Raw genomic sequence first — 18,655 nt, forward strand, 5'->3', positions numbered from 1 at the left:
CTTCTCCAATCAGGGTGGTACCACGGAACCGGAACTTTCAGGCTTTCGTCCCTCTTATCCATAGCAGTATGGAGGAGGGACGAAGGCCTTTTTTATTTCTGCATATTTGCAAAGAGTCAGAACTCTCCCGGCTGCTATGGGATATCCGGCCTGCCATCAGGCATTGAGACATAGGAAAACAACTGAGAAAGGAGCGTAATAAACCATGAACATTACGCCGGACTGTAAGGAAATCGAAGCCCTTGCTGCTTCCTATCCTGTTATCCCGGTCTGCAAAGAAATCTTTGCAGACATTGTCACACCCATAACCCTGCTGCGAAAAATCGCAGCCAAAAGCAGCCGTTATTATCTGCTGGAAAGCATTGAGGGCGGCGAGAAATGGGGCCGCTACTCCTTCCTTGGTTATGACCCGGTCCTAAGAGTCACTTTAAAAGACCACGCAGTAAGGGTACATCATTACGGCCAGGCACAAGCCGACCAGCTGGTCCGCACCTTAAAGCCTTATGATGTGCTGCGGGATATCTTAAAGGAGTACCGTTCTCCGAAGCTTCCCGGGCTTCCTCCCTTTACCGGAGGCTTTGTAGGTTATTTTGCTTACGGTATGATCGGCTATGCAGAGCCGGTCCTGTCCATAAAAAAAGGGGCCTGCAATGATTTTGACTTAATGCTGTTTGATACGGTGATTGCTTACGACCATCTGAAGCAGAAAATCAGCCTTGTGGTCAATATGAAAACCGACCTGATCATGGAAAACTACGGGAAAGCCTGCGTAAGGCTGGAAAGCATGGCTGCCTTGATCGGAGAAACTACTCCCCTAAAAAAATCTGCCGTTACCAGCCGTCCCGGTTTCCGCTGCAACGTGACCAAGGAGGAATTCTGCTCCATGGTGGAGCGGGCAAAGGAGTATATCGTAGATGGGGACATTTTCCAGGCAGTGCTCTCCAGGCAGTTTACAAGCGATTACCATGATAGTCTTCTTAACGCCTACCGGGTGCTGAGGACCACCAATCCCTCCCCCTACATGGTTTATCTGCACATGGATGACTTAGAAATCATAAGCACCTCCCCGGAAACACTGGTCCGTTTAAAAAACGGACGTCTCACCACGTTTCCTGTGGCAGGCTCCAGACCAAGAGGCAGAGATGAGGAGGAGGACAACAGGCTTTCCAAAGAGCTTCTGGAGGATGAAAAAGAGCTGGCGGAGCACAACATGCTGGTGGATTTAGGACGAAATGATTTGGGGAAAATCGCTGAGTTTTCCACCGTAGAGGTGACAGAATACAAAATGATCCACCGTTATTCCAGGATCATGCACATCTGCTCCCAGGTGGAGGCGGATATCACTCCTGACCGGGATGCCTTTCATGCCATAGAGGCAGTGCTTCCGGCTGGTACCCTTTCCGGAGCGCCAAAGATCCGGGCCTGCGAGATCATCGAAGAGCTGGAAACAGAGCCAAGGGGCATATACGGAGGAGCCCTGGGCTACATTGATTTCACCGGAAACATGGATACCTGTATTGCCATACGCATGGCGGTAAAGAGCCAGGGAACGGTATCCGTTCAGGCAGGCGGCGGCATCGTGGCCGACAGCGTTCCGGAGCGGGAATACGAAGAATCGGAAAACAAGGCAAGGGCCGTGATCCGGGCCATTGAAACTGCTGGGGAGGTAAATGACTGATGATTCTATTGATCGATAATTATGACAGCTTTTCCTACAACTTAGTCCAGATGTCCGGCGGCTTACATCCTGATATCAGGGTCATACGAAACGATGAGATGACCGCAGAAGAAATCAGGGACCTCTCTCCCAGCCATATCATCCTCTCCCCGGGTCCCGGCTACCCAAAGAACGCCGGCGTATGCGAGGACGTGGTCAGGAAGCTTTCCGGAACAGTCCCCATCCTTGGGGTATGTCTGGGACACCAGGGAATCTGCGAGGTATTCGGAGCAGAAATCATCCATGCAAAGAAGCTGATGCACGGAAAGCAGAGCCTTCTTACCATCAATGGTTCCGATCCTATCTTTCATGGGCTTCCGGAACAGATTCTGGCAGCCAGGTATCACTCTCTTATTGCAGCAAAGGATACTCTCCCCGATTGTCTGATGGTTATCGGATCCGATGACATGGGGGAGGTCATGGCAGTAAAGCATAAGGAATATTCTCTTTACGGGCTTCAGTTCCATCCGGAATCCATCCTGACCCCCCAGGGAAAGACCATTCTTAAAAATTTCTTATCCATTCACAGAAAGGAGGCGGAGTAAATGATTCAGCAGGCGATCCATGAAGTAATCTCAGGGCAGGATCTAAGCTTTGAGGCCGCAAAAGAGGTCATGAACGAGATCATGAGCGGAGAAACCACCCCAGCCCAAATGGCTGCATTTTTAACAGGGCTTCGGATGAAAGGGGAAACCATTGACGAGATTACCGCCTGTGCCACGGTCATGCGGGAAAAGGCCATAAGGCTGGAACCGGACTTTCCGGTCATTGATATTGTAGGCACAGGAGGCGACGAGGCAGGTACCTTTAACATTTCCACCACCACCGCATTTGTGGTTGCCTCAGGAGGGGTTCCTGTGGCAAAGCACGGCAACCGCAGTGTTTCCAGCAAAAGCGGTGCTGCCGATGTGCTGGAACACCTGGGGGTGAATTTAAACCTTACAGCCGAGCAATCCGGGGAGATCTTAAAGAAAACAGGCATGTGCTTCCTCTTTGCCCAGGCATACCATTCCTCCATGAAGTACGCCGGACCGGTACGGAAAGAGCTTGGAGTCCGGACCATATTTAATATCCTTGGTCCTCTCTCCAATCCTGCAGGAGCTACCATGCAGCTTTTAGGGGTATACGACAGAAAGCTGGTGGAGCCCCTGGCCCAGGTATTAAGTAATCTGGGGGTTAAGCGGGGACTGGTGGTCTGCGGAGATGACGGACTTGATGAGGCGACTGTCACAGGCCCCAGCCATGTATGCGAAATCCGCTTCGGAACGCTGACTCCCTATGAGATTACACCGGAGCAGTTTTCCTTAAATCGGAGCAGCCTTTCATCGCTTGCCGGCGGCACTCCGGAAGAAAATGCCCGTATCACCAGGGATATCTTAAATGGAAGGCTCCATGGGCCAAAAAGGGATATTGTCCTCTTAAACGCTGCCTTAAGCCTGTACCTGGGAATTGATGACTGCACCATTTCCCAATGCATGGAAAAAGCGGCCTTCCTCATAGATTCAGGAAAGGCCGCCGATAAGCTGGAGGAATTTGTGAAAGTGACCAATGAGGTGGTTTTATGATACTTGATGTACTGGCTGACTCCTCCAGAAAACGGGTGGAGGCGGCAAAAGAAAAAATCTCTATGAAAACCATGGAGAAGCTGGCCTGTTCCGCTTTGGAAAAAACAAAGATAAAAGGTCTCTCCTTTGAGCAAAGCCTGTCTTCTCCAGGCATTTCCTTTATCTGTGAAGTAAAGCGGGCTTCTCCTTCCAAGGGCCTTATTGCTCCTGAATTCCCCTATGTGGAAATCGCAAAGGATTTCCAGGCGGCTGGGGCGGATGCCATTTCCGTCCTCACGGAACCGGAATACTTTCTGGGAAACAACAGCTATCTGACCGGGATCAGCCATGAAGTGGATCTCCCCCTTCTCAGAAAGGATTTTACAGTAGATCCCTACCAGATCTACGAGGCAAAGGTCATAGGCGCATCGGCGGTTCTTCTGATCTGTGCCCTCCTGGATCCAAAGGCTCTGAAAGAAGGAATCGAGCTGTGCAGCAGCCTTGGTTTAAGCGCCCTTGTGGAGGCCCATGACGAAGATGAGATCCATTCTGCCCTATGGGCAGGAGCCAGGATCATTGGAGTGAATAACCGGAATTTAAAAACCTTTGAGGTGGATTTTAACAATTCCCTCCGTTTAAGGAGCATGGTCCCCTCTGAAGTGCTTTTCGTGGCAGAAAGCGGAATTAAAACAGAAGCAGATATCCGGCTTCTGCGGGAGGCAGGGGTTCATGGGGTTCTGATCGGGGAAAGCCTGATGCGCTCCCCGGATAAGAAGGAAATCATAAACGGGTTAAAGAGGGCGTCCCAATGAATGCCAAAGGAACACGGATTAAACTATGCGGGCTGATCCGAAGGGAAGATATCCTGGCGGTGAACCGCTGGAAGCCGGACTACGCAGGCTTTGTATTCGCTCCAGGCAAACGCTGCCTTACCGGGCAGGAGGCCAGGGAGCTAAAGAAGCTGCTGCTGCCGGAGATACCGGCAGTGGGGGTTTTTGTAAACAGCCCCATAGAGGAAATCCTGGCCCTGTCGGAGAATAAAACCATAGATCTTATCCAGCTTCACGGGGATGAAGACCGGAAATACATCCTTGAATTAAAAAACCGCCTGGCCCGGAATGTTCCTGTCATAAAAGCCATAAGGGTCCGGCAGGTACAGGATATGAGGGAGGCTGAGGACCTTCCCGCAGATTTCCTGCTTTTTGATACTTATACCAAAGGCCTTTACGGCGGCAGCGGAAAGACCTTTGACTGGTCCATGATACCGGACATAAAAAAACCCTTTTTCCTGGCCGGCGGCATCGGTGCCTCAAACATAAAACAGGCCATGAAAACAGAAGCCTTTTGCCTGGATCTAAGCAGCTCCGTAGAAACGGAGGGCAAAAAAGACCAGTCAAAAATAAAAGAAATCATACAAATAATAAGGAGTGAACAGCCATGTCAAAAGGAAAGTTTGGACAGCACGGAGGACAGTTTGTCCCGGAAACGCTGATGAATGCAGTCAATGAGCTGGAAGAGGCTTATGAGAAGTACCGCCATGACCAGGAGTTTCTCGCAGAGCTTCAGGACCTTCACAATCAATATACCGGAAGGCCATCTCTGCTCTACTATGCTGAACGTATGACAAAGGATTTAGGCGGAGCAAAAATCTATTTAAAAAGGGAGGATCTCAACCACACCGGCTCCCACAAAATCAACAACGCCCTGGGCCAGGTCCTTCTTGCAAAAAAAATGGGGAAGACCCGGGTCATCGCTGAAACAGGGGCCGGGCAGCACGGAGTTGCCACCGCTACTGCTGCCGCTCTCATGGGAATGGAATGTGAGGTCTTCATGGGAAAGGAGGATACGGACCGTCAGGCCTTAAACGTATTCCGTATGGAGCTTTTAGGTACAAAGGTTCACACAGTAACAAGCGGTACCCAGACCTTAAAGGATGCAGTCAATGAGACTATGAGGGAATGGACCAGCCGGGTGGCTGACACCCATTATGTCTTAGGCTCTGTCATGGGACCTCATCCCTTTCCCACCATTGTAAGGGATTTTCAGAGCATCATCGGCAAGGAGGTCCGTACACAGCTAAAGGAAGCGGAAGGAAAGCTTCCTGACATGGTGATCGCCTGCGTGGGCGGAGGAAGCAATGCCATGGGAATCTTCCATGAGTTTGTAAATGAACCTTCCGTAAAGCTGGTGGGCTGCGAGGCCGCAGGGCACGGCATTGAAACAGGAAAGCACGCGGCTACCATTACCACAGGCTCTCTTGGAATCTTCCACGGCATGAAGTCCTATTTCTGCCAGGATGAATACGGCCAGATCGCCCCTGTATTCTCCATTTCCGCAGGACTTGACTATCCGGGCATCGGGCCGGAGCACGCAGCACTCCATGATTCGGGAAGAGCTGCCTACGTCTCTGTTACGGACCAGGAGGCTGTGGAAGCCTTTGAATACTTATCCCGTCTGGAAGGGATCATTCCGGCCATTGAAAGCGCCCATGCGGTCGCCTATGCCAGAAAGATCGCACCTTCCATGGGAAAGGACAGTATCATAGTCATCAATTTATCCGGGCGGGGCGACAAGGATGTGGCAGCCATCGCCCGTTACAAGGGGGTAGAAATCTATGAGTAGAGTAAGCGAAGTATTTTCAAAGGGAAAGGCATTTATCCCATTTATTACGGCAGGGGATCCGGACCTTTCCATCACGGAAGAACTGGTTCCTGCCATGGCACAGGCCGGAGCGGATCTCATTGAGCTTGGAATTCCCTTTTCTGATCCCATTGCAGAGGGGATCGTGATCCAGGAAGCGGATATGCGGGCTTTGGCTTCCGGAGTTACCACAGATAAACTTTTTGATTCTGTAAAGCGGATACGTCAAAAAACCGATGTTCCTCTGGCTTTTATGACTTATATCAACCCTGTTTTCGTCTATGGAAGCGAGAGGTTTATAAAAAATGCGGCAGAAAGCGGCATTGATGCCCTGATCGTGCCGGATATGCCCTTTGAGGAACGGGAGGAACTGCTTCCCTTCTGCAGGAAATACGGGGTGGAACTGATTTCCCTCATAGCCCCCACTTCAAAGGAGCGCATACAGGCCATTGCATCAGCATCGGAAGGATTTATCTACTGTGTCTCCTCCATGGGCGTGACCGGGGTGAGAACAGAAATCAACACGGACATTAGGGAAATGGTCGCCCTGGTAAAGGAGACAAAGGATATTCCCTGCGCCATTGGCTTTGGCATCTCCACGCCGGATCAGGCAAGGGAAATGAGCAAATACGCAGACGGCGTTATTGTGGGAAGTGCCATTGTGAAAATCGCAGCAAAATATGGAAAGGACTGTGTTGTTCCGGTCTGCGATTATGTTAGGGAAATGAAAGCTGCCATCACCGGCTGAAGCCGGGTACGGATGTTTTCCTTGACAAGAAGAAAGGGGAATGCTACACTAGTGCCACAAGAGGGAGCTCGTAGGCGGGCTGAGAGGAAGTCATCAACTTCGACCTTTATAACCTGATTTGGGTAATGCCAACGTAGGGATTTATATGGGATGATTGTATATTTCCGAGCCTATACCTGTTGGTATGGGCTCTTTTTCTTTTCCAAAAGCCCTTGCAATCCCTCCGTTCACGAAGGGAAATACCCTTTGTATGTTTCACCCGTGTCAATCAAAAGGAGGAAAAAAATGAATTATACCACACAAATGGATGCCGCTAGAAAAGGCATTCTGACAAAGGAACTGATGGCAGTCGCCGGGCAGGAACAATGGGAGCCGGATAAGCTGCGGGAGCTGGTGGCGGAAGGAAAAGCCGCCATACCTGCCAACAAGAACCACACCTGTTTAAAGCCCAGCGGGATCGGCTCCATGCTGAAAACAAAGATCAATGTGAATCTGGGAACTTCCAGGGATTTAAATGACCTGGACATGGAGCTTAAAAAAGTAAAAGATGCGGTCCTTATGGGGGCAGAATCCATTATGGATTTAAGCTCCTTTGGCGATACCCGGAGATTCCGCAGAAAGCTGACAGGGGAATGTCCGGCTATGATTGGCACGGTTCCGATCTACGATGCTGTGGTTTATTATCACAAGCCCCTTCGGGAAATCACCGCCGAGGAATGGATACGGATCGTGGAAATGCATGCGGAAGACGGGGTGGACTTTATGACCATTCACGTTGGAATCAATAAGCAGACGGCCAGACGGTTCAAGGAAGCCAAACGGCTGACGAACATTGTTTCAAGAGGTGGGTCCATCATCTTTGCCTGGATGGAGATGACCGGGGAGGAAAATCCCTTTTATGAGCATTATGACCGCATTCTGGAAATCTGTCAGAAGCATGACGTCACCTTAAGCCTGGGAGATGCCTGCCGGCCGGGATGCATTGAAGATGCTTCCGATATTTCCCAGATTGAGGAGCTGGTGACTCTTGGGGAACTGACAAAAAGGGCATGGGAGAAAAATGTACAGGTAATTATTGAAGGCCCCGGCCATATGCCCTTGGATCAGATAGCCGCTAATATGAAAATACAGCAGACCATCTGCAAGGGTGCTCCTTTTTATGTTCTGGGACCGCTTGTCACAGATATTGCGCCGGGATATGACCATATCACCGCTGCCATCGGAGGAGCGGTGGCGGCGGCTGCCGGAGCGGCATTTCTCTGCTATGTGACCCCTGCAGAGCATTTGAAGCTGCCGGATGGGGCTGATGTGAAAGAAGGAATCGTTGCCGCCCGGATTGCTGCCCATGCGGCTGATATTGCCAAAGGCATCAGGGGCGCCAGGGAGTGGGATCATAAGATGAGTGACGCCAGAAAACGGCTGGATTGGGAAGCCATGTTCCAGTTATCCATTGACCCGGAAAAAGCCAGACGCTACCGGGCAGCATCAAAACCGGAAAAAGAAGATACCTGCTCCATGTGCGGCAATTTCTGCGCCATGAAAAATATGAACCGGATTTTGGACGGGGAAATTGTTAATATCTATGATGAATGATGGATTATGGATTATGGATTGTGAAAATTTAAAATTACATATACAGGAGGAATTTTCATGAATGATCGAATATCACCTACTATTTGCAGCAATTCTTCTGATGCCTCCAGGGTACGGGTGAAAAAGCTGGTGGTCAGCGGAATGCTGACAGCCCTTACGGTAGCCCTCTCCGGCTTTTCCATTCCGGTGGGTGCGTCTAAATGCTTTCCAATACAGCATCTGGCTAATGTCCTGGCAGGAGTGTTCTTAGGACCTGTCTACGGCGTTTCCATGGCTTTCTCTGCTTCTCTTATACGGAATCTTATGGGGACCGGAAGCCTGCTGGCCTTTCCCGGAAGCATGGCAGGTGCATTTCTCGGGGCCTGTCTGTTTCAAAAAACCAGGAAGCTTTTGCCGGCTTATCTTGGGGAAGTGATTGGGACAGGGCTCATCGGAGGGCTGCTCTGCTATCCGGTGGCAGCCCTTCTCATGGGAAAAGATGTTGCCGTTTTTTTCTTTGTCGCTCCGTTTTTCATGAGCACCCTGGCTGGAACCATACTGGCTGCGGTCTTACTGGCAATGCTGCGCCGCCTTGGCCTGTTCTCCTATTTTGAACGGCTGATCAACGAATAGGGGGATGCTGAATATGAATAGGAAGTTTCATGATTCCCTGGCCGGGCTGGTCAGGGAAAAGCGGCCCATCGTCCACTGCATCACCAATTATGTGACGGCAGGAGACGTGGCAAATATCATTCTGGCCTGCGGCGGTTCTCCCATTATGGCGGACCAGCCGGAAGAAGCTTCGGAAATATCTGCCCTGTCCGACTGTCTTCTTTTAAACATAGGAACCCCCAAAGAGACTACAAAAGACGCAATGATAAAAGCCGGGCTGGAAGCAAACCGGCGAAACCACGCCGTCATCTTTGACCCGGTGGGGATTGGTGCATCCCGTTACAGGACCGAAATGGCTCTTTCCCTTTTAAAAGAGGTAAGGGCTGCCGTTATCCGGGGAAATGCGTCAGAGCTTCGGGTCCTGTTAAAGGAACTGACCGGAAAGAATGGAAAAAGCAGAAACAGCTCTGATTCCTCCGCCCGGGGAGTTGATGCTTCTTTTTCAGATGAAATAAGAGAAGATACCCTGGAGGCTCTTAAGGAAACAGCCAGGGCACTGAGTGCTGCAACCGGGGCTGTGGCCGTCATGACAGGAGCCATTGATATCGTGGCTTCCGGAAAAGAAGCCTGGCTGATCAGGAACGGCTGTCCCCAGATGGCCCGCATTACGGGCAGCGGCTGTATGCTGGACGGTATCATTGCCGCCTATGCGGCATCCGCCGGGCCTGCTTCCTCCCAGCACGCCGTTTTCCAGGCAGCCGCTCTTGCCACGGCTGCCGCCGGCCTTTGCGGGGAGCGGGCGGCTAAAAAAGCAGAAACGTTCCAGGCCGGTACAGGCAGCTTCCGCTGCTGCTTTATTGACGAGGTAAGCCTTTTTAATGACAGCACCTTAAAAGGAGGGATTAACATTGAAGTTTCATAAAGACATGCTGCTCCTGTATGCGGTAACAGACCAGGCATATACAGGAGAAAAAACCTTAGCAGCCCAGATCGAAGAAGCTCTTTCTGCCGGGGTGACCCTTCTCCAGCTCCGTGAAAAGCACATGGATAAAAACGCATTTCTGGAAGAGGCCCTTATGGTCCGCCAGATTACCAGGCGTTACGGGATCCCGCTGATTATCAACGATGATGTGGAAACCGCTCTCAAGTGCGATGCAGACGGCGTACACGTAGGACAGGATGATTTGCCTCCGGCAGAGGTCCGGCGGCTCATCGGGCCGGACCGCATTCTGGGCGTGACTGCCAAAAACATCGATCAGGCGAAAAAGGCATGGTCCGACGGGGCTGATTATATCGGCGCTGGAGCCATATTCCCAAGTTCCACCAAAAAGGAGGCCATTCCCTTATCCCTGGAACAGCTGTCTGGAATCTGCCGATCTGTTCCGATTCCTGTAACGGCAATCGGAGGAATTACCGCAGAAAATGTCTCCATTCTGAAAGGAACCGGCGCAGCCGGGGCCGCGGTGGTTTCCGGTATATTCGGACAAAAGAATATTACCGAAGCCGTCCATTGTTTAAAAGAACAGCTTTTAAAGGTGGTGAGCCTATGAGCCTGATTCTCCCTTCCTTCCTCACCATAGCAGGCACCGATCCCAGCGGCGGCGCCGGAATCCAGGCGGATTTAAAAACCGCAGCAGCTCTGGGTGTCTATGGCTCCAGCGTTGTTACTGCCCTGGTCGCACAAAATACCACAGGTGTTTTTCTGACGGAACCAGTTGGTCAGGAGATGCTTGCCGCCCAGCTTGAGGCCGTGTTTACCGATATTCCGCCGCAAGCTGTCAAAATCGGCATGGCCGGAACCTCCGTTTCGATAGAAATCATTGCAGAAAAACTGAAAAAATATAACCAGGCTCCCGTGATCGTGGACCCGGTCATGGTATCCACCAGCGGACATTCCCTTTTAAACCCACAGGATGTTAAGGCTTTAACAAGCAGGCTGTTCCCACTGGCAACATTGGTTACCCCCAATATACCGGAAGCCGCCGCCCTTTTATCCACAAAAGGGCGGCGGCTATCCACGAGAAAAGATATGGAAGAAGCTGCTAAGGAGCTCTTCCAGGAATATCAGACTTCTTTCCTGTTAAAAGGGGGCCATAAGGACCAGGGAGCTGACGATGTTCTATGCTGCAACGGGTCTATCACCTGGTTTCCCGGCGAACGGATCAGCAATCCAAATACCCACGGAACCGGGTGCACCCTGTCCTCTGCCATTGCCTGCGGACTGGCCAAGGGCATGGAGCTGGAAGAAAGCATCCGGAAGGCAAAGTCTTATCTCAACGGAGCACTAAAAGCCGGATTCAATCTGGGAAAAGGGCGGGGGCCTTTGTGGCACGGGTGGAATCATGAAGCTTATTGAGCCGTGTGACAAAGGCGGTGCCGGCATTTCCTGGTCATAACCATCCATAAGAGCCTGAGGCAGCTGCCGCAGGCTCTTGTAAACTCCATTCCTCATGATTTTATTGCTACCGTTTATACAGTTCCACCATCTCCCTGGCCAGGGCCGATGTGATCTCTGCTCCCATTAAGATATCTTCGCTGTGCACCAGGATCAGGCCGATCCTTTGAAGCTCTCCCCTTGCCTCTTTTGTGATTAAGCCGGTATGGATGTGATGCGCCGCCTGCAGCCGCTCCAATGATTCATTGAAGTAACTCTCCGCCTCTTCGAATCTTCCGTTCCGGGCGGATTCCAGCGCACACATACACTGGCTTCTGGCTTCTCCTGCATTGCTGATAACCTGCAGGCAGATCATTTCCAGTTCTTCCATTTTCAGTCACCCAATTCCTTTCTCACCTGTTCCAGAACCTTTTCCCCATTCATGGTCCCGTAAGCCACAGGCTCAATGGAATATACGGGGCAGGTTACCTGGCGGCTGACAGTTCCCATCTGAAATCTGACCTGGGGGCCCATCAGGATCAGATCCGCATCCCTTCCTGTCTCCTCCGCGGAGGAAACGGGTGCTGCCGAAATCTCACACTCATAGGCTGCCGCTTCAGCAGCAGCTTTCATCTTCTTTACCAGGATACCAGTGGATAGCCCCCCGTTGCATAGCAATACGATCTTTCTCATTCTTATGACCTCCTGTCATCTTCGTCAGATATTTCTCCCTGCTCCATTTCCACCATCTTTCTTTCATAGATCTTAAAGAAGGGGAAATACAAGATTCCATCCAGCAGGATTAAAACAATAATCAGTATGGGGGCTTTCCAATCCATAGTGGAGAAAAAGGCTCCCAGCACAGACGGCATCTGCCAGGAAAGCATGGCAAAGCTCTTTCCTATAAATCCTACCTTCATTAACAAAAAGGCAACCGTCCCATTTAAGATGGAAGTGGACAAAAACGGGATAAAGAATATAGGATTTAACATTAAGGGCAGTCCAAAGATCACCGGTTCGGAAATGTTGAAAAACGCAGGGATGATTCCCATCCTTCCAATGGTCTTTAGCTGCTTGGATTTTGACGTGGACAGCAGTACGGTCAGTGCCAGGACGGAACCGCATCCGCCGATCACCACAAAGTACACCCAGAACGGAGTGGTGAAAATGTTGGGCAGAGCCTGTCCTGCTGCATGGGCAGCCGCATTGAGGGATAGGTTTCCGTCACGGATAGGGGCCAGAACACCGGACAGAGCTGCATCATGAATTCCGAAGAACCAGAATATATGTACCAGCAGGGTGATGATAATGGTAAATCCTAAGTTGTCCACTGCCGTTAAGGATGGAGATATGGTATGATAAATCAGCTTTGGCAAGGTAGTCTCCAGCTTGTTCATGACCGCAAAGGTCAGGATGTATAAGCCCATGAGAACCGCTCCCGGTACAATAGAGGCAAATACATCGGACAAAGAAGCAGGAACCGTGTCAGGAAGGTTGATCTTTCCCAGCTCCCTCTTACGCATGTAGCAGTAAAGGTCAGCCGTAGCAATGGCGATTACCATGGCCGCAACAAGGCCCTTGCCATCCATAAAAGAAATCTCCGCTGTCTTTCCATCCCACCCCAGGGAAAGTGGTTCAGCAATCAGCATTATAAATCCGCATACCCCCAGAAGAATCGGAAGAAATGATTCTACCTTTCTGCTTTTGCAAAGGAAGTGGATGATCCCAATGCAGATATAAAGGGACATGGCTCCCAGGGTTAAGGTATTGATCCAGGAAAAGATCATGGAGTTATCTGCCACAAACTTAGCCCACCCAAGAGTAAGTCCGCTCCCTGCACCCTCCACAGAGGGAGCGGAGCTAACGACGGCTGCAATTCCCCCGATGAATGTAATTGGAAGCAGTGACATAAACGCATCCCGTATGGCCCGCAAGTGGCATTCGTTTCCCATTTTATCAGCTACCGGCATCACATACTTTTCCATTGCTGTACTAATTGATTGTAAACCCATAAGATACCTCCTCATACGGTTCTCTCCTGATTGAATTCCCCTTAGATTCAATCACCTCTTTGTACCATTCATAGCTCTTCTTCGGTTTACGGGCCAGACCGTTTTCATAGTCCACCGCTACCAGCCCATACCGCTTCTCTGTTCCGTTTTTCCAGGAATACAGGTCAAAAGGCGACCATACATAAAATCCACGTACATCGCACCCCTCTTCTTTTGCATTGAGAACAGCATTGATATGCTGGTTCATGAATTCGATCCGCTCCCTGTCGTCAATCTTCTCCTCTGCCCCATCCTCATAAAGGCCAATGCCGTTTTCTGTGATATAAATGGGGAGATGGTATTTTTTCCAGCAGCGGCGGATTCCTTCATAAAGACCCCGGGGGAATATCTCCGTATCCCATTCTGTGTAACGGCTTTCCTTTGGCCTTACCTGTTCGAACCAGTCCTTAACAATGGTTTGGGACGTCCCCTTTTCCTTACTCCCCTTGTTGTTGACGATCAAAGTTGTCTCCCCTGTTTCATAAGGCTTAATCATGACTCTTGCGTAATAATTCAGCCCTATGAAATCCACCGTATGCCTTTGCATCAGTTCCAAATCCTCAGGAAGCATCATGGATAAATCACAGCAATCAGACAACTTGTCCAGCAAATCCCCAGGAATCTGCCCCATAGCGGCCACATCAAGGATCCAGTTGTTATAGAAATTCTCCGCATACCTCATGGCGATCTGGGTTTTTACGGTCATATCCACCCCATATACCGGGGAAAAGGAATGGACAATTCCGATCTTTCCGTCATAGGAACCTTCCCGATAAGCCTTTACCGTCATGGCAGATGCCAGCATCATGTAATATGAAGCGGTTACTGTCTCCTGAAGATTTTGATGTCCGGGAGGGTAATTGCCGATGAGATAGCCGCTAAAGGTATAATAACGTGGTTCATTAAAGGTTGTCCAGAGCTTTACCCTGTCCCCGAACCGTTCAAAGCATACTTTTGCATAATGGGTATAGGCTTCACAGGTTTTCCTGTTCAGCCACCCGCTCTCATCCTCCAGATACTGAGGCAGATCCCAGTGAAAAATCGTCACCATGGGAACGATCTCATAAGAAAGGCAGGTATCAATCAGGCGGTTATAAAATGCTACTCCTTCCTCATTGACATCTCCCTTCCGGTTGGAAATGATTCTGGGCCAGGCGATGGAAAAGCGATAGCTGTTCTGCCCTCCCTCCTTCATCATACGAATGTCCTCTTCGTAGCGGTGATAATGATCGCATGCCACATCTCCGTTTTCCAGACCGTTTTCATGTAAGTATCTGTCCCAGTTGGAGGGAACCCTGTTTCCCTCCTGGAAACCGCCCTCGCATTGATAGGAAGCCGTTGCCCCTCCCCATAAAAATTCCTTCACACGTTTCTCCTCCTGTATTTTGATGCTTTCATTATAGCAACGGTTATCAATAAAATAAAATCTGATTTTTCCGCTGTGTAACGGAAAAATCAGATTTTATTTTACGGAAGCAACCATCAAGAGACAGGGAAGCCATCTAGATGAGCAGATCCAGGAATTTCCTGCTGTCATTGATTTTAGCAAGCTTTTGAATGGTATTGGCTTTAAACAAATTATCAATCATCACATTGTAAACCGGGATGATGGTATGGTTCCAGGTGGCGGCCATGGCAAAGAGAAAGATAATCTTTACATTGTGCTCTCCCCATGCCAGTTTATTTTTTAAAATGCAGACACAAACTGCCGTACACTCTGCATTGTTCTCCATGGCATGGGCAAATGCAAAGCCAGGTTCAAAGGCAGTCGGGGCGATTGCCTCCCGCTGCATTACACTTTCGGCAAATGCCTCCCCAACGTATCCCTGCTCCTTAAGGTTTCTGCACATGAAGACGATGGCCTCCTCCTTTGAGTTAAATTCCATATCAGTAAAAAACAGGGTAGGCTTGAACAAAGTTTTAAAATAGGATTTAACACTGCTCACCTGGTTTTCACGGACCACGGTCAAAAGCTTTTCTTTCTCATGATAATCCAGAAAATTCCTGCAGAGAATCACCGTAACACCGTCGGGAAGAGATGGCAGGGGAACGGTTGTCAGTACTGCGGTAATATCCTTTGGCATATCCTGGGGATAATGAAAAATGGAATAGCTGCAGGCAATCTTCAGACTGCATTCCCCTATTTCGGAAAGCCGTTTAATCATTAATTCCGTTATCTGTTTACCAAACGGATTGATGAGAACCACTTTTTTCTCCATCCGGCCCAGATTGGATTCCATCGCACGGATAAAATGAACAGTGATCATTCCGATCTCAAATTCACTGATTTCCACACCTGTAATCCGTTTAAAACGGTCAGCAAAAAATATGCTGATATCATATTCCAGAGGATATCGTGATTTGACCCGTGGAAGAACTGGATTGATCAAATACTGTTCATTCCTGCTTCGTTGGAGAATTCCGTCCAACTGAGCCTCCAGCTCCTTCTGAAACTCCTCATCTTCTGTAAAATCAAAGCCGTATTCCACATTGATCTCAACCAGTATCCGGGACAGAATGTCTTCAGCCTGACTTCCCTCTTCCTTAGCATAATAAAAATCATTGAGGAACAGCTTGCGGAAATACACGTTCTCATGGGAGGGCAGGGAAAGACCAAGCATATCCCCAAGTCCTGCAAGAATCTCCCCGATGGTATCCGTATCATTGCCAGAAAGCCTCCTTTCATCATCCACTGTTTCCAGCTCATAACCGGCCGCTATTCTCTCAGCCGCCACCGCCGTATGAATCATCAGGCTTATGACTGTAGTATCATAATAGCGCTTTTCTTTGTGAATGCCACTTTTCAGGAGCAGCTCCTTCCATTCCAGCATGTTCACATATTCAAAAAACGGCTGATAGCTTCCCAGATCAAAATACTGGTCCAAATTGGAGATGATCACATAATGGCTGTAATAATCACGCTTTTCGCTTTCAGAAAGATCCAGCACCAAAAGGCCGTTTTTTTTGCATATCCTCCCACTGACATACTTACGCTCCATGCTCCGGTTGATTTGACCCACCAGTTTGGCAAGCATGGAATCGCTGATGTAAAGCTCATCAGCAAGCTCCAAATATGAAACTGCTTTGTCAAATAAAACTCTGCGGACGATTTCCCGTTTTAAATCCTCCTCCGACTCCAGATTAAAAGACGTCTCGCTGCCTTCCATTGGCTGATCCTTTAAATAATAACCTTGTCCCTTTCTTGACAGGATTCTCTCCAGCCCTGTCTCTCCATTGATTTCCCTGATGTCATTTCTCACTGTCCTGTCACTGACATGAAGCAGAGCTGCGATTTTCTGAGAGGTAAGGAACTCATGCTCCGCCAGCAATTCCATAATTTTCTTTTGTCTTGATGTCATTGGCTCACCTCCATAAACAAATATCATAGCCGTTCAAATAAATTTCATCACATTATACCACACACGATCCACTTAAAGAAGCCTTAAATACTTTCATAGGTACCGGTCATGCGGTCTGGTTCTCATGTTTTTGTTTTCAAGTAATCCCCCTTCAAAACCCAAAAGGGTTCCGTAAGATTTTAATCCCTTGCATAGATGATGCAATATTAAAGCAAACTAATTCCAAAGGTGGTGATTATATGGCCGTAGCACACAAAAGTGCAATAAGCGTGGGCCTGCTTTATATACCGGTAGGTTTATATAAAACAACAAAAGATATATCCGTAAGCTTTAACCAGCTTTGCAAGGATACTCATGAAAGGGTAAAATATCAAAAAATATGTCCATCGTGCAATAAAGAGGTAAGCTCCGATGGGATTATCAAAGGATATGAATATGAAAAAGGTAAGTATGTGACATTTACAGAAGATGAACTTGAAAAAATAAAAACCAAAAAAGACAAAACCATTCACATTGAACACTTCGCGAAAATGTCTGATGTGGATGAGATTTATTATGAAAAAAATTATTACGTTGTACCAGAGCCTGGAGCCGAAAAAGCATGTGAATTACTGCGTCAGGCAATGCTCTCCCAAAAGAAAGTCGGTATAGCAAAAACCGTAATAGGCACAACGGAAAATTTAATGGTATTGTACCCTGCAAAAGACGGTATTATAGCGAAAACTCTATTTTATCAATCTGAAATCCAGGCGGTGCCAGTTGCAGTTGCTAAAGCAGAAGCATCACAGCCAGAGGTAGAAATGGCAATAACCATGATTGACTCCATGACCGCAACATTTGACCCCAGTATTTACCATGATGAATACCAGGAAAGGCTGCGTCAAGCGATCGAGAGTAAAATAGCAGGGAAAGAAATTGTCAGCGCAGATACAGAAAAACAAAATAATATTATAGACTTAATGGAAGCCATGAAGAAAACGGTTGAAATGACTAGGAGTAACAAAGGGTTGGCATGATGGATCTGTTTGATTTGAAAAATGTAAGTCCCATGCTGATCTCGGAAATGGCCGATCCGTTTGATTCACCTGATCATATTTTTGAAATCAAATGGGATGGGATCAGATGCATATCCTTTTTAAATACGGAAACAGATATGAGGAATAAAAGAAATAAATTAATGATCCCCATCTTCCCCGAGCTTGCAAACCTCCACAAGCAAGTAAAGGAAAAGTGTATCCTTGACCACGAATTACTCGTAATTAAAAACGGTATCCCTGATTTTTATGAAGTGCAAAATCGTGCTTTGAGGACAAACTCTTTTAAAATAAAACTGGCGGCTGACAGATATCCGGCCAGCATCATTGCTTATGATATTTTATATTACAAAGATAAAGATATTACCATGCTCCCGCTTATGGAGCGTAAAAAGTATCTTACCGATGTTGTAATTGAGAATCAATTAATTTCTGTTTCAAGATATGTAGAGAACGATGGAGTTAAATTATTTGAACTTGTAAAAGAAAAAAACCTGGAAGGGATCATAGCAAAAAGAAAAGATAGTCTGTACTGGCAGGGCAAACGTACGAGAGATTGGGTAAAATGCAAGATAATGTCCTCAGACGATTGTGTCATCTGCGGATATATCCCAAAAGAAAATAATATGACGAGCCTTATCCTGGGACAATATGATGAAGATGTGCTTGTATATAAGGGCCATGTCACCCTTGGTGTTAGCCTTAGAATCCTTAATCAGCACAAATATAAAGTGATTGATTACTCACCTTTCGGTTATATACCCCATGGAAACGAGGAAGCCGTATGGCTGGCACCTGAGCTTGTTTGTATCGTAGAATCAATGCCGACCGAAAAAGAAACCTTCCGGCAGCCGGTATTCAAAGGAATTCGGGACGATAAATTAGCAATCGAATGCAAAATATAGGGGGCGGTCAGAAGATTGTACTGGCCTCCAAACAGCCGTATGGCCAGGCAGCCTCTTGGGACTGAGATCTGTTATGAACAGAACTCAGTCCTTTTCAGT

The 18,655-nt window shown here is 48.4% G+C and carries 19 protein-coding genes, 1 riboswitch and 1 other annotated feature (1 of these 21 cut by a window edge); of the genes, 14 read left to right on the top strand and 5 right to left on the bottom strand.

What is annotated here, in order from left to right:
• Positions 1-56 (top strand) — a binding site (T-box leader); it begins 208 nt to the left of the window's first position.
• A 149-nt stretch (positions 57-205) separates the two neighbouring features.
• The 12 genes from CLOSA_RS18225 to thiD all read left to right on the top strand — a co-directional run bounded on the left by CLOSA_RS18225 (position 206) and on the right by thiD (position 11,189).
• On the top strand, positions 206-1,678 hold the full coding sequence (locus CLOSA_RS18225) for an anthranilate synthase component I family protein (protein WP_013274209.1): 1,473 nt from the start codon (positions 206-208) through the stop codon (positions 1,676-1,678).
• On the top strand, positions 1,678-2,262 hold the full coding sequence (locus CLOSA_RS18230; protein ID WP_013274210.1) for an anthranilate synthase component II: 585 nt from the start codon (positions 1,678-1,680) through the stop codon (positions 2,260-2,262). Before CLOSA_RS18225 ends, CLOSA_RS18230 begins: the two co-directional genes overlap by 1 nt.
• Positions 2,263-3,282 carry an anthranilate phosphoribosyltransferase gene (gene trpD / locus CLOSA_RS18235; protein ID WP_013274211.1) on the top strand — a complete coding sequence of 340 codons (1,020 nt, stop codon included), beginning with the start codon at positions 2,263-2,265 and terminating at the stop codon, positions 3,280-3,282. It begins immediately after the preceding gene.
• Positions 3,279-4,073, top strand: a complete 795-nt coding sequence (gene trpC, locus CLOSA_RS18240) for an indole-3-glycerol phosphate synthase TrpC (protein WP_013274212.1) — start codon at positions 3,279-3,281, stop codon at positions 4,071-4,073. The genes trpD and trpC overlap by 4 nt, the downstream gene beginning before the upstream one ends.
• On the top strand, positions 4,070-4,753 hold the full coding sequence (locus tag CLOSA_RS18245; RefSeq protein WP_013274213.1) for a phosphoribosylanthranilate isomerase: 684 nt from the start codon (positions 4,070-4,072) through the stop codon (positions 4,751-4,753). The genes trpC and CLOSA_RS18245 overlap by 4 nt, the downstream gene beginning before the upstream one ends.
• Positions 4,699-5,883, top strand: a complete 1,185-nt coding sequence (trpB, locus tag CLOSA_RS18250; RefSeq protein ID WP_013274214.1) for a tryptophan synthase subunit beta — start codon at positions 4,699-4,701, stop codon at positions 5,881-5,883. Before CLOSA_RS18245 ends, trpB begins: the two co-directional genes overlap by 55 nt.
• On the top strand, positions 5,876-6,649 hold the full coding sequence (gene trpA / locus CLOSA_RS18255; RefSeq protein WP_013274215.1) for a tryptophan synthase subunit alpha: 774 nt from the start codon (positions 5,876-5,878) through the stop codon (positions 6,647-6,649). Before trpB ends, trpA begins: the two co-directional genes overlap by 8 nt.
• 50 nt (positions 6,650-6,699) lie before the next feature.
• A riboswitch (TPP riboswitch) is annotated at positions 6,700-6,807 on the top strand.
• A gap of 127 nt (positions 6,808-6,934) precedes the next feature.
• The gene (gene thiC / locus CLOSA_RS18260; protein WP_013274216.1) at positions 6,935-8,242 is read left to right on the top strand and encodes a phosphomethylpyrimidine synthase ThiC; all 1,308 of its coding nucleotides are present in this window, start codon (positions 6,935-6,937) and stop codon (positions 8,240-8,242) included.
• A gap of 57 nt (positions 8,243-8,299) precedes the next feature.
• Complete coding sequence (gene thiW, locus CLOSA_RS18265) at positions 8,300-8,854, top strand: energy coupling factor transporter S component ThiW (protein ID WP_013274217.1); 555 nt, start codon at positions 8,300-8,302, stop codon at positions 8,852-8,854.
• A gap of 13 nt (positions 8,855-8,867) precedes the next feature.
• Complete coding sequence (gene thiM, locus CLOSA_RS18270) at positions 8,868-9,755, top strand: hydroxyethylthiazole kinase (protein ID WP_013274218.1); 888 nt, start codon at positions 8,868-8,870, stop codon at positions 9,753-9,755.
• The gene (gene thiE / locus CLOSA_RS18275) at positions 9,742-10,383 is read left to right on the top strand and encodes a thiamine phosphate synthase (protein ID WP_013274219.1); all 642 of its coding nucleotides are present in this window, start codon (positions 9,742-9,744) and stop codon (positions 10,381-10,383) included. Before thiM ends, thiE begins: the two co-directional genes overlap by 14 nt.
• Positions 10,380-11,189, top strand: coding sequence for a bifunctional hydroxymethylpyrimidine kinase/phosphomethylpyrimidine kinase (gene thiD / locus CLOSA_RS18280; protein ID WP_013274220.1), 810 nt, complete (start codon positions 10,380-10,382; stop codon positions 11,187-11,189). The genes thiE and thiD overlap by 4 nt, the downstream gene beginning before the upstream one ends.
• Before the next feature lie 106 nt (positions 11,190-11,295).
• Here thiD and CLOSA_RS18285 read toward each other — a convergent pair whose 3' ends face one another.
• The 5 genes from CLOSA_RS18285 to CLOSA_RS18305 form a co-directional block, all read right to left on the bottom strand.
• The gene (locus CLOSA_RS18285) at positions 11,296-11,598 is read right to left on the bottom strand and encodes a PTS lactose/cellobiose transporter subunit IIA (RefSeq protein WP_041708699.1); all 303 of its coding nucleotides are present in this window, start codon (positions 11,596-11,598) and stop codon (positions 11,296-11,298) included.
• A 2-nt stretch (positions 11,599-11,600) separates the two neighbouring features.
• Complete coding sequence (locus CLOSA_RS18290) at positions 11,601-11,900, bottom strand: PTS sugar transporter subunit IIB (protein ID WP_013274222.1); 300 nt, start codon at positions 11,898-11,900, stop codon at positions 11,601-11,603.
• Between the two features lie 2 nt (positions 11,901-11,902).
• Positions 11,903-13,219: a PTS sugar transporter subunit IIC gene (locus tag CLOSA_RS18295; protein WP_013274223.1), complete on the bottom strand. Its 1,317-nt coding sequence runs from the start codon at positions 13,217-13,219 to the stop codon at positions 11,903-11,905.
• Positions 13,200-14,624 (bottom strand): glycoside hydrolase family 1 protein, encoded by a 1,425-nt coding sequence (locus CLOSA_RS18300; RefSeq protein ID WP_013274224.1) that lies wholly within the window; start codon positions 14,622-14,624, stop codon positions 13,200-13,202. Before CLOSA_RS18300 ends, CLOSA_RS18295 begins: the two co-directional genes overlap by 20 nt.
• Positions 14,625-14,760: 136 nt before the next feature.
• The gene (locus CLOSA_RS18305) at positions 14,761-16,617 is read right to left on the bottom strand and encodes a BglG family transcription antiterminator (RefSeq protein ID WP_013274225.1); all 1,857 of its coding nucleotides are present in this window, start codon (positions 16,615-16,617) and stop codon (positions 14,761-14,763) included.
• A 239-nt stretch (positions 16,618-16,856) separates the two neighbouring features.
• On the opposite strand from CLOSA_RS18305, the gene ku reads away from it, so the two are divergent.
• Both ku and CLOSA_RS18315 read left to right on the top strand, forming a co-directional pair.
• Positions 16,857-17,633, top strand: coding sequence for a non-homologous end joining protein Ku (gene ku, locus CLOSA_RS18310; protein ID WP_013274226.1), 777 nt, complete (start codon positions 16,857-16,859; stop codon positions 17,631-17,633).
• Positions 17,630-18,556 (top strand): ATP-dependent DNA ligase, encoded by a 927-nt coding sequence (locus CLOSA_RS18315; protein ID WP_013274227.1) that lies wholly within the window; start codon positions 17,630-17,632, stop codon positions 18,554-18,556. The genes ku and CLOSA_RS18315 overlap by 4 nt, the downstream gene beginning before the upstream one ends.
• Positions 18,557-18,655 lie beyond the last annotated feature (99 nt).

The organism is [Clostridium] saccharolyticum WM1, assembly GCF_000144625.1.
GTDB classification, from domain to species: Bacteria; Bacillota; Clostridia; order Lachnospirales; family Lachnospiraceae; genus Lacrimispora; species Lacrimispora saccharolytica.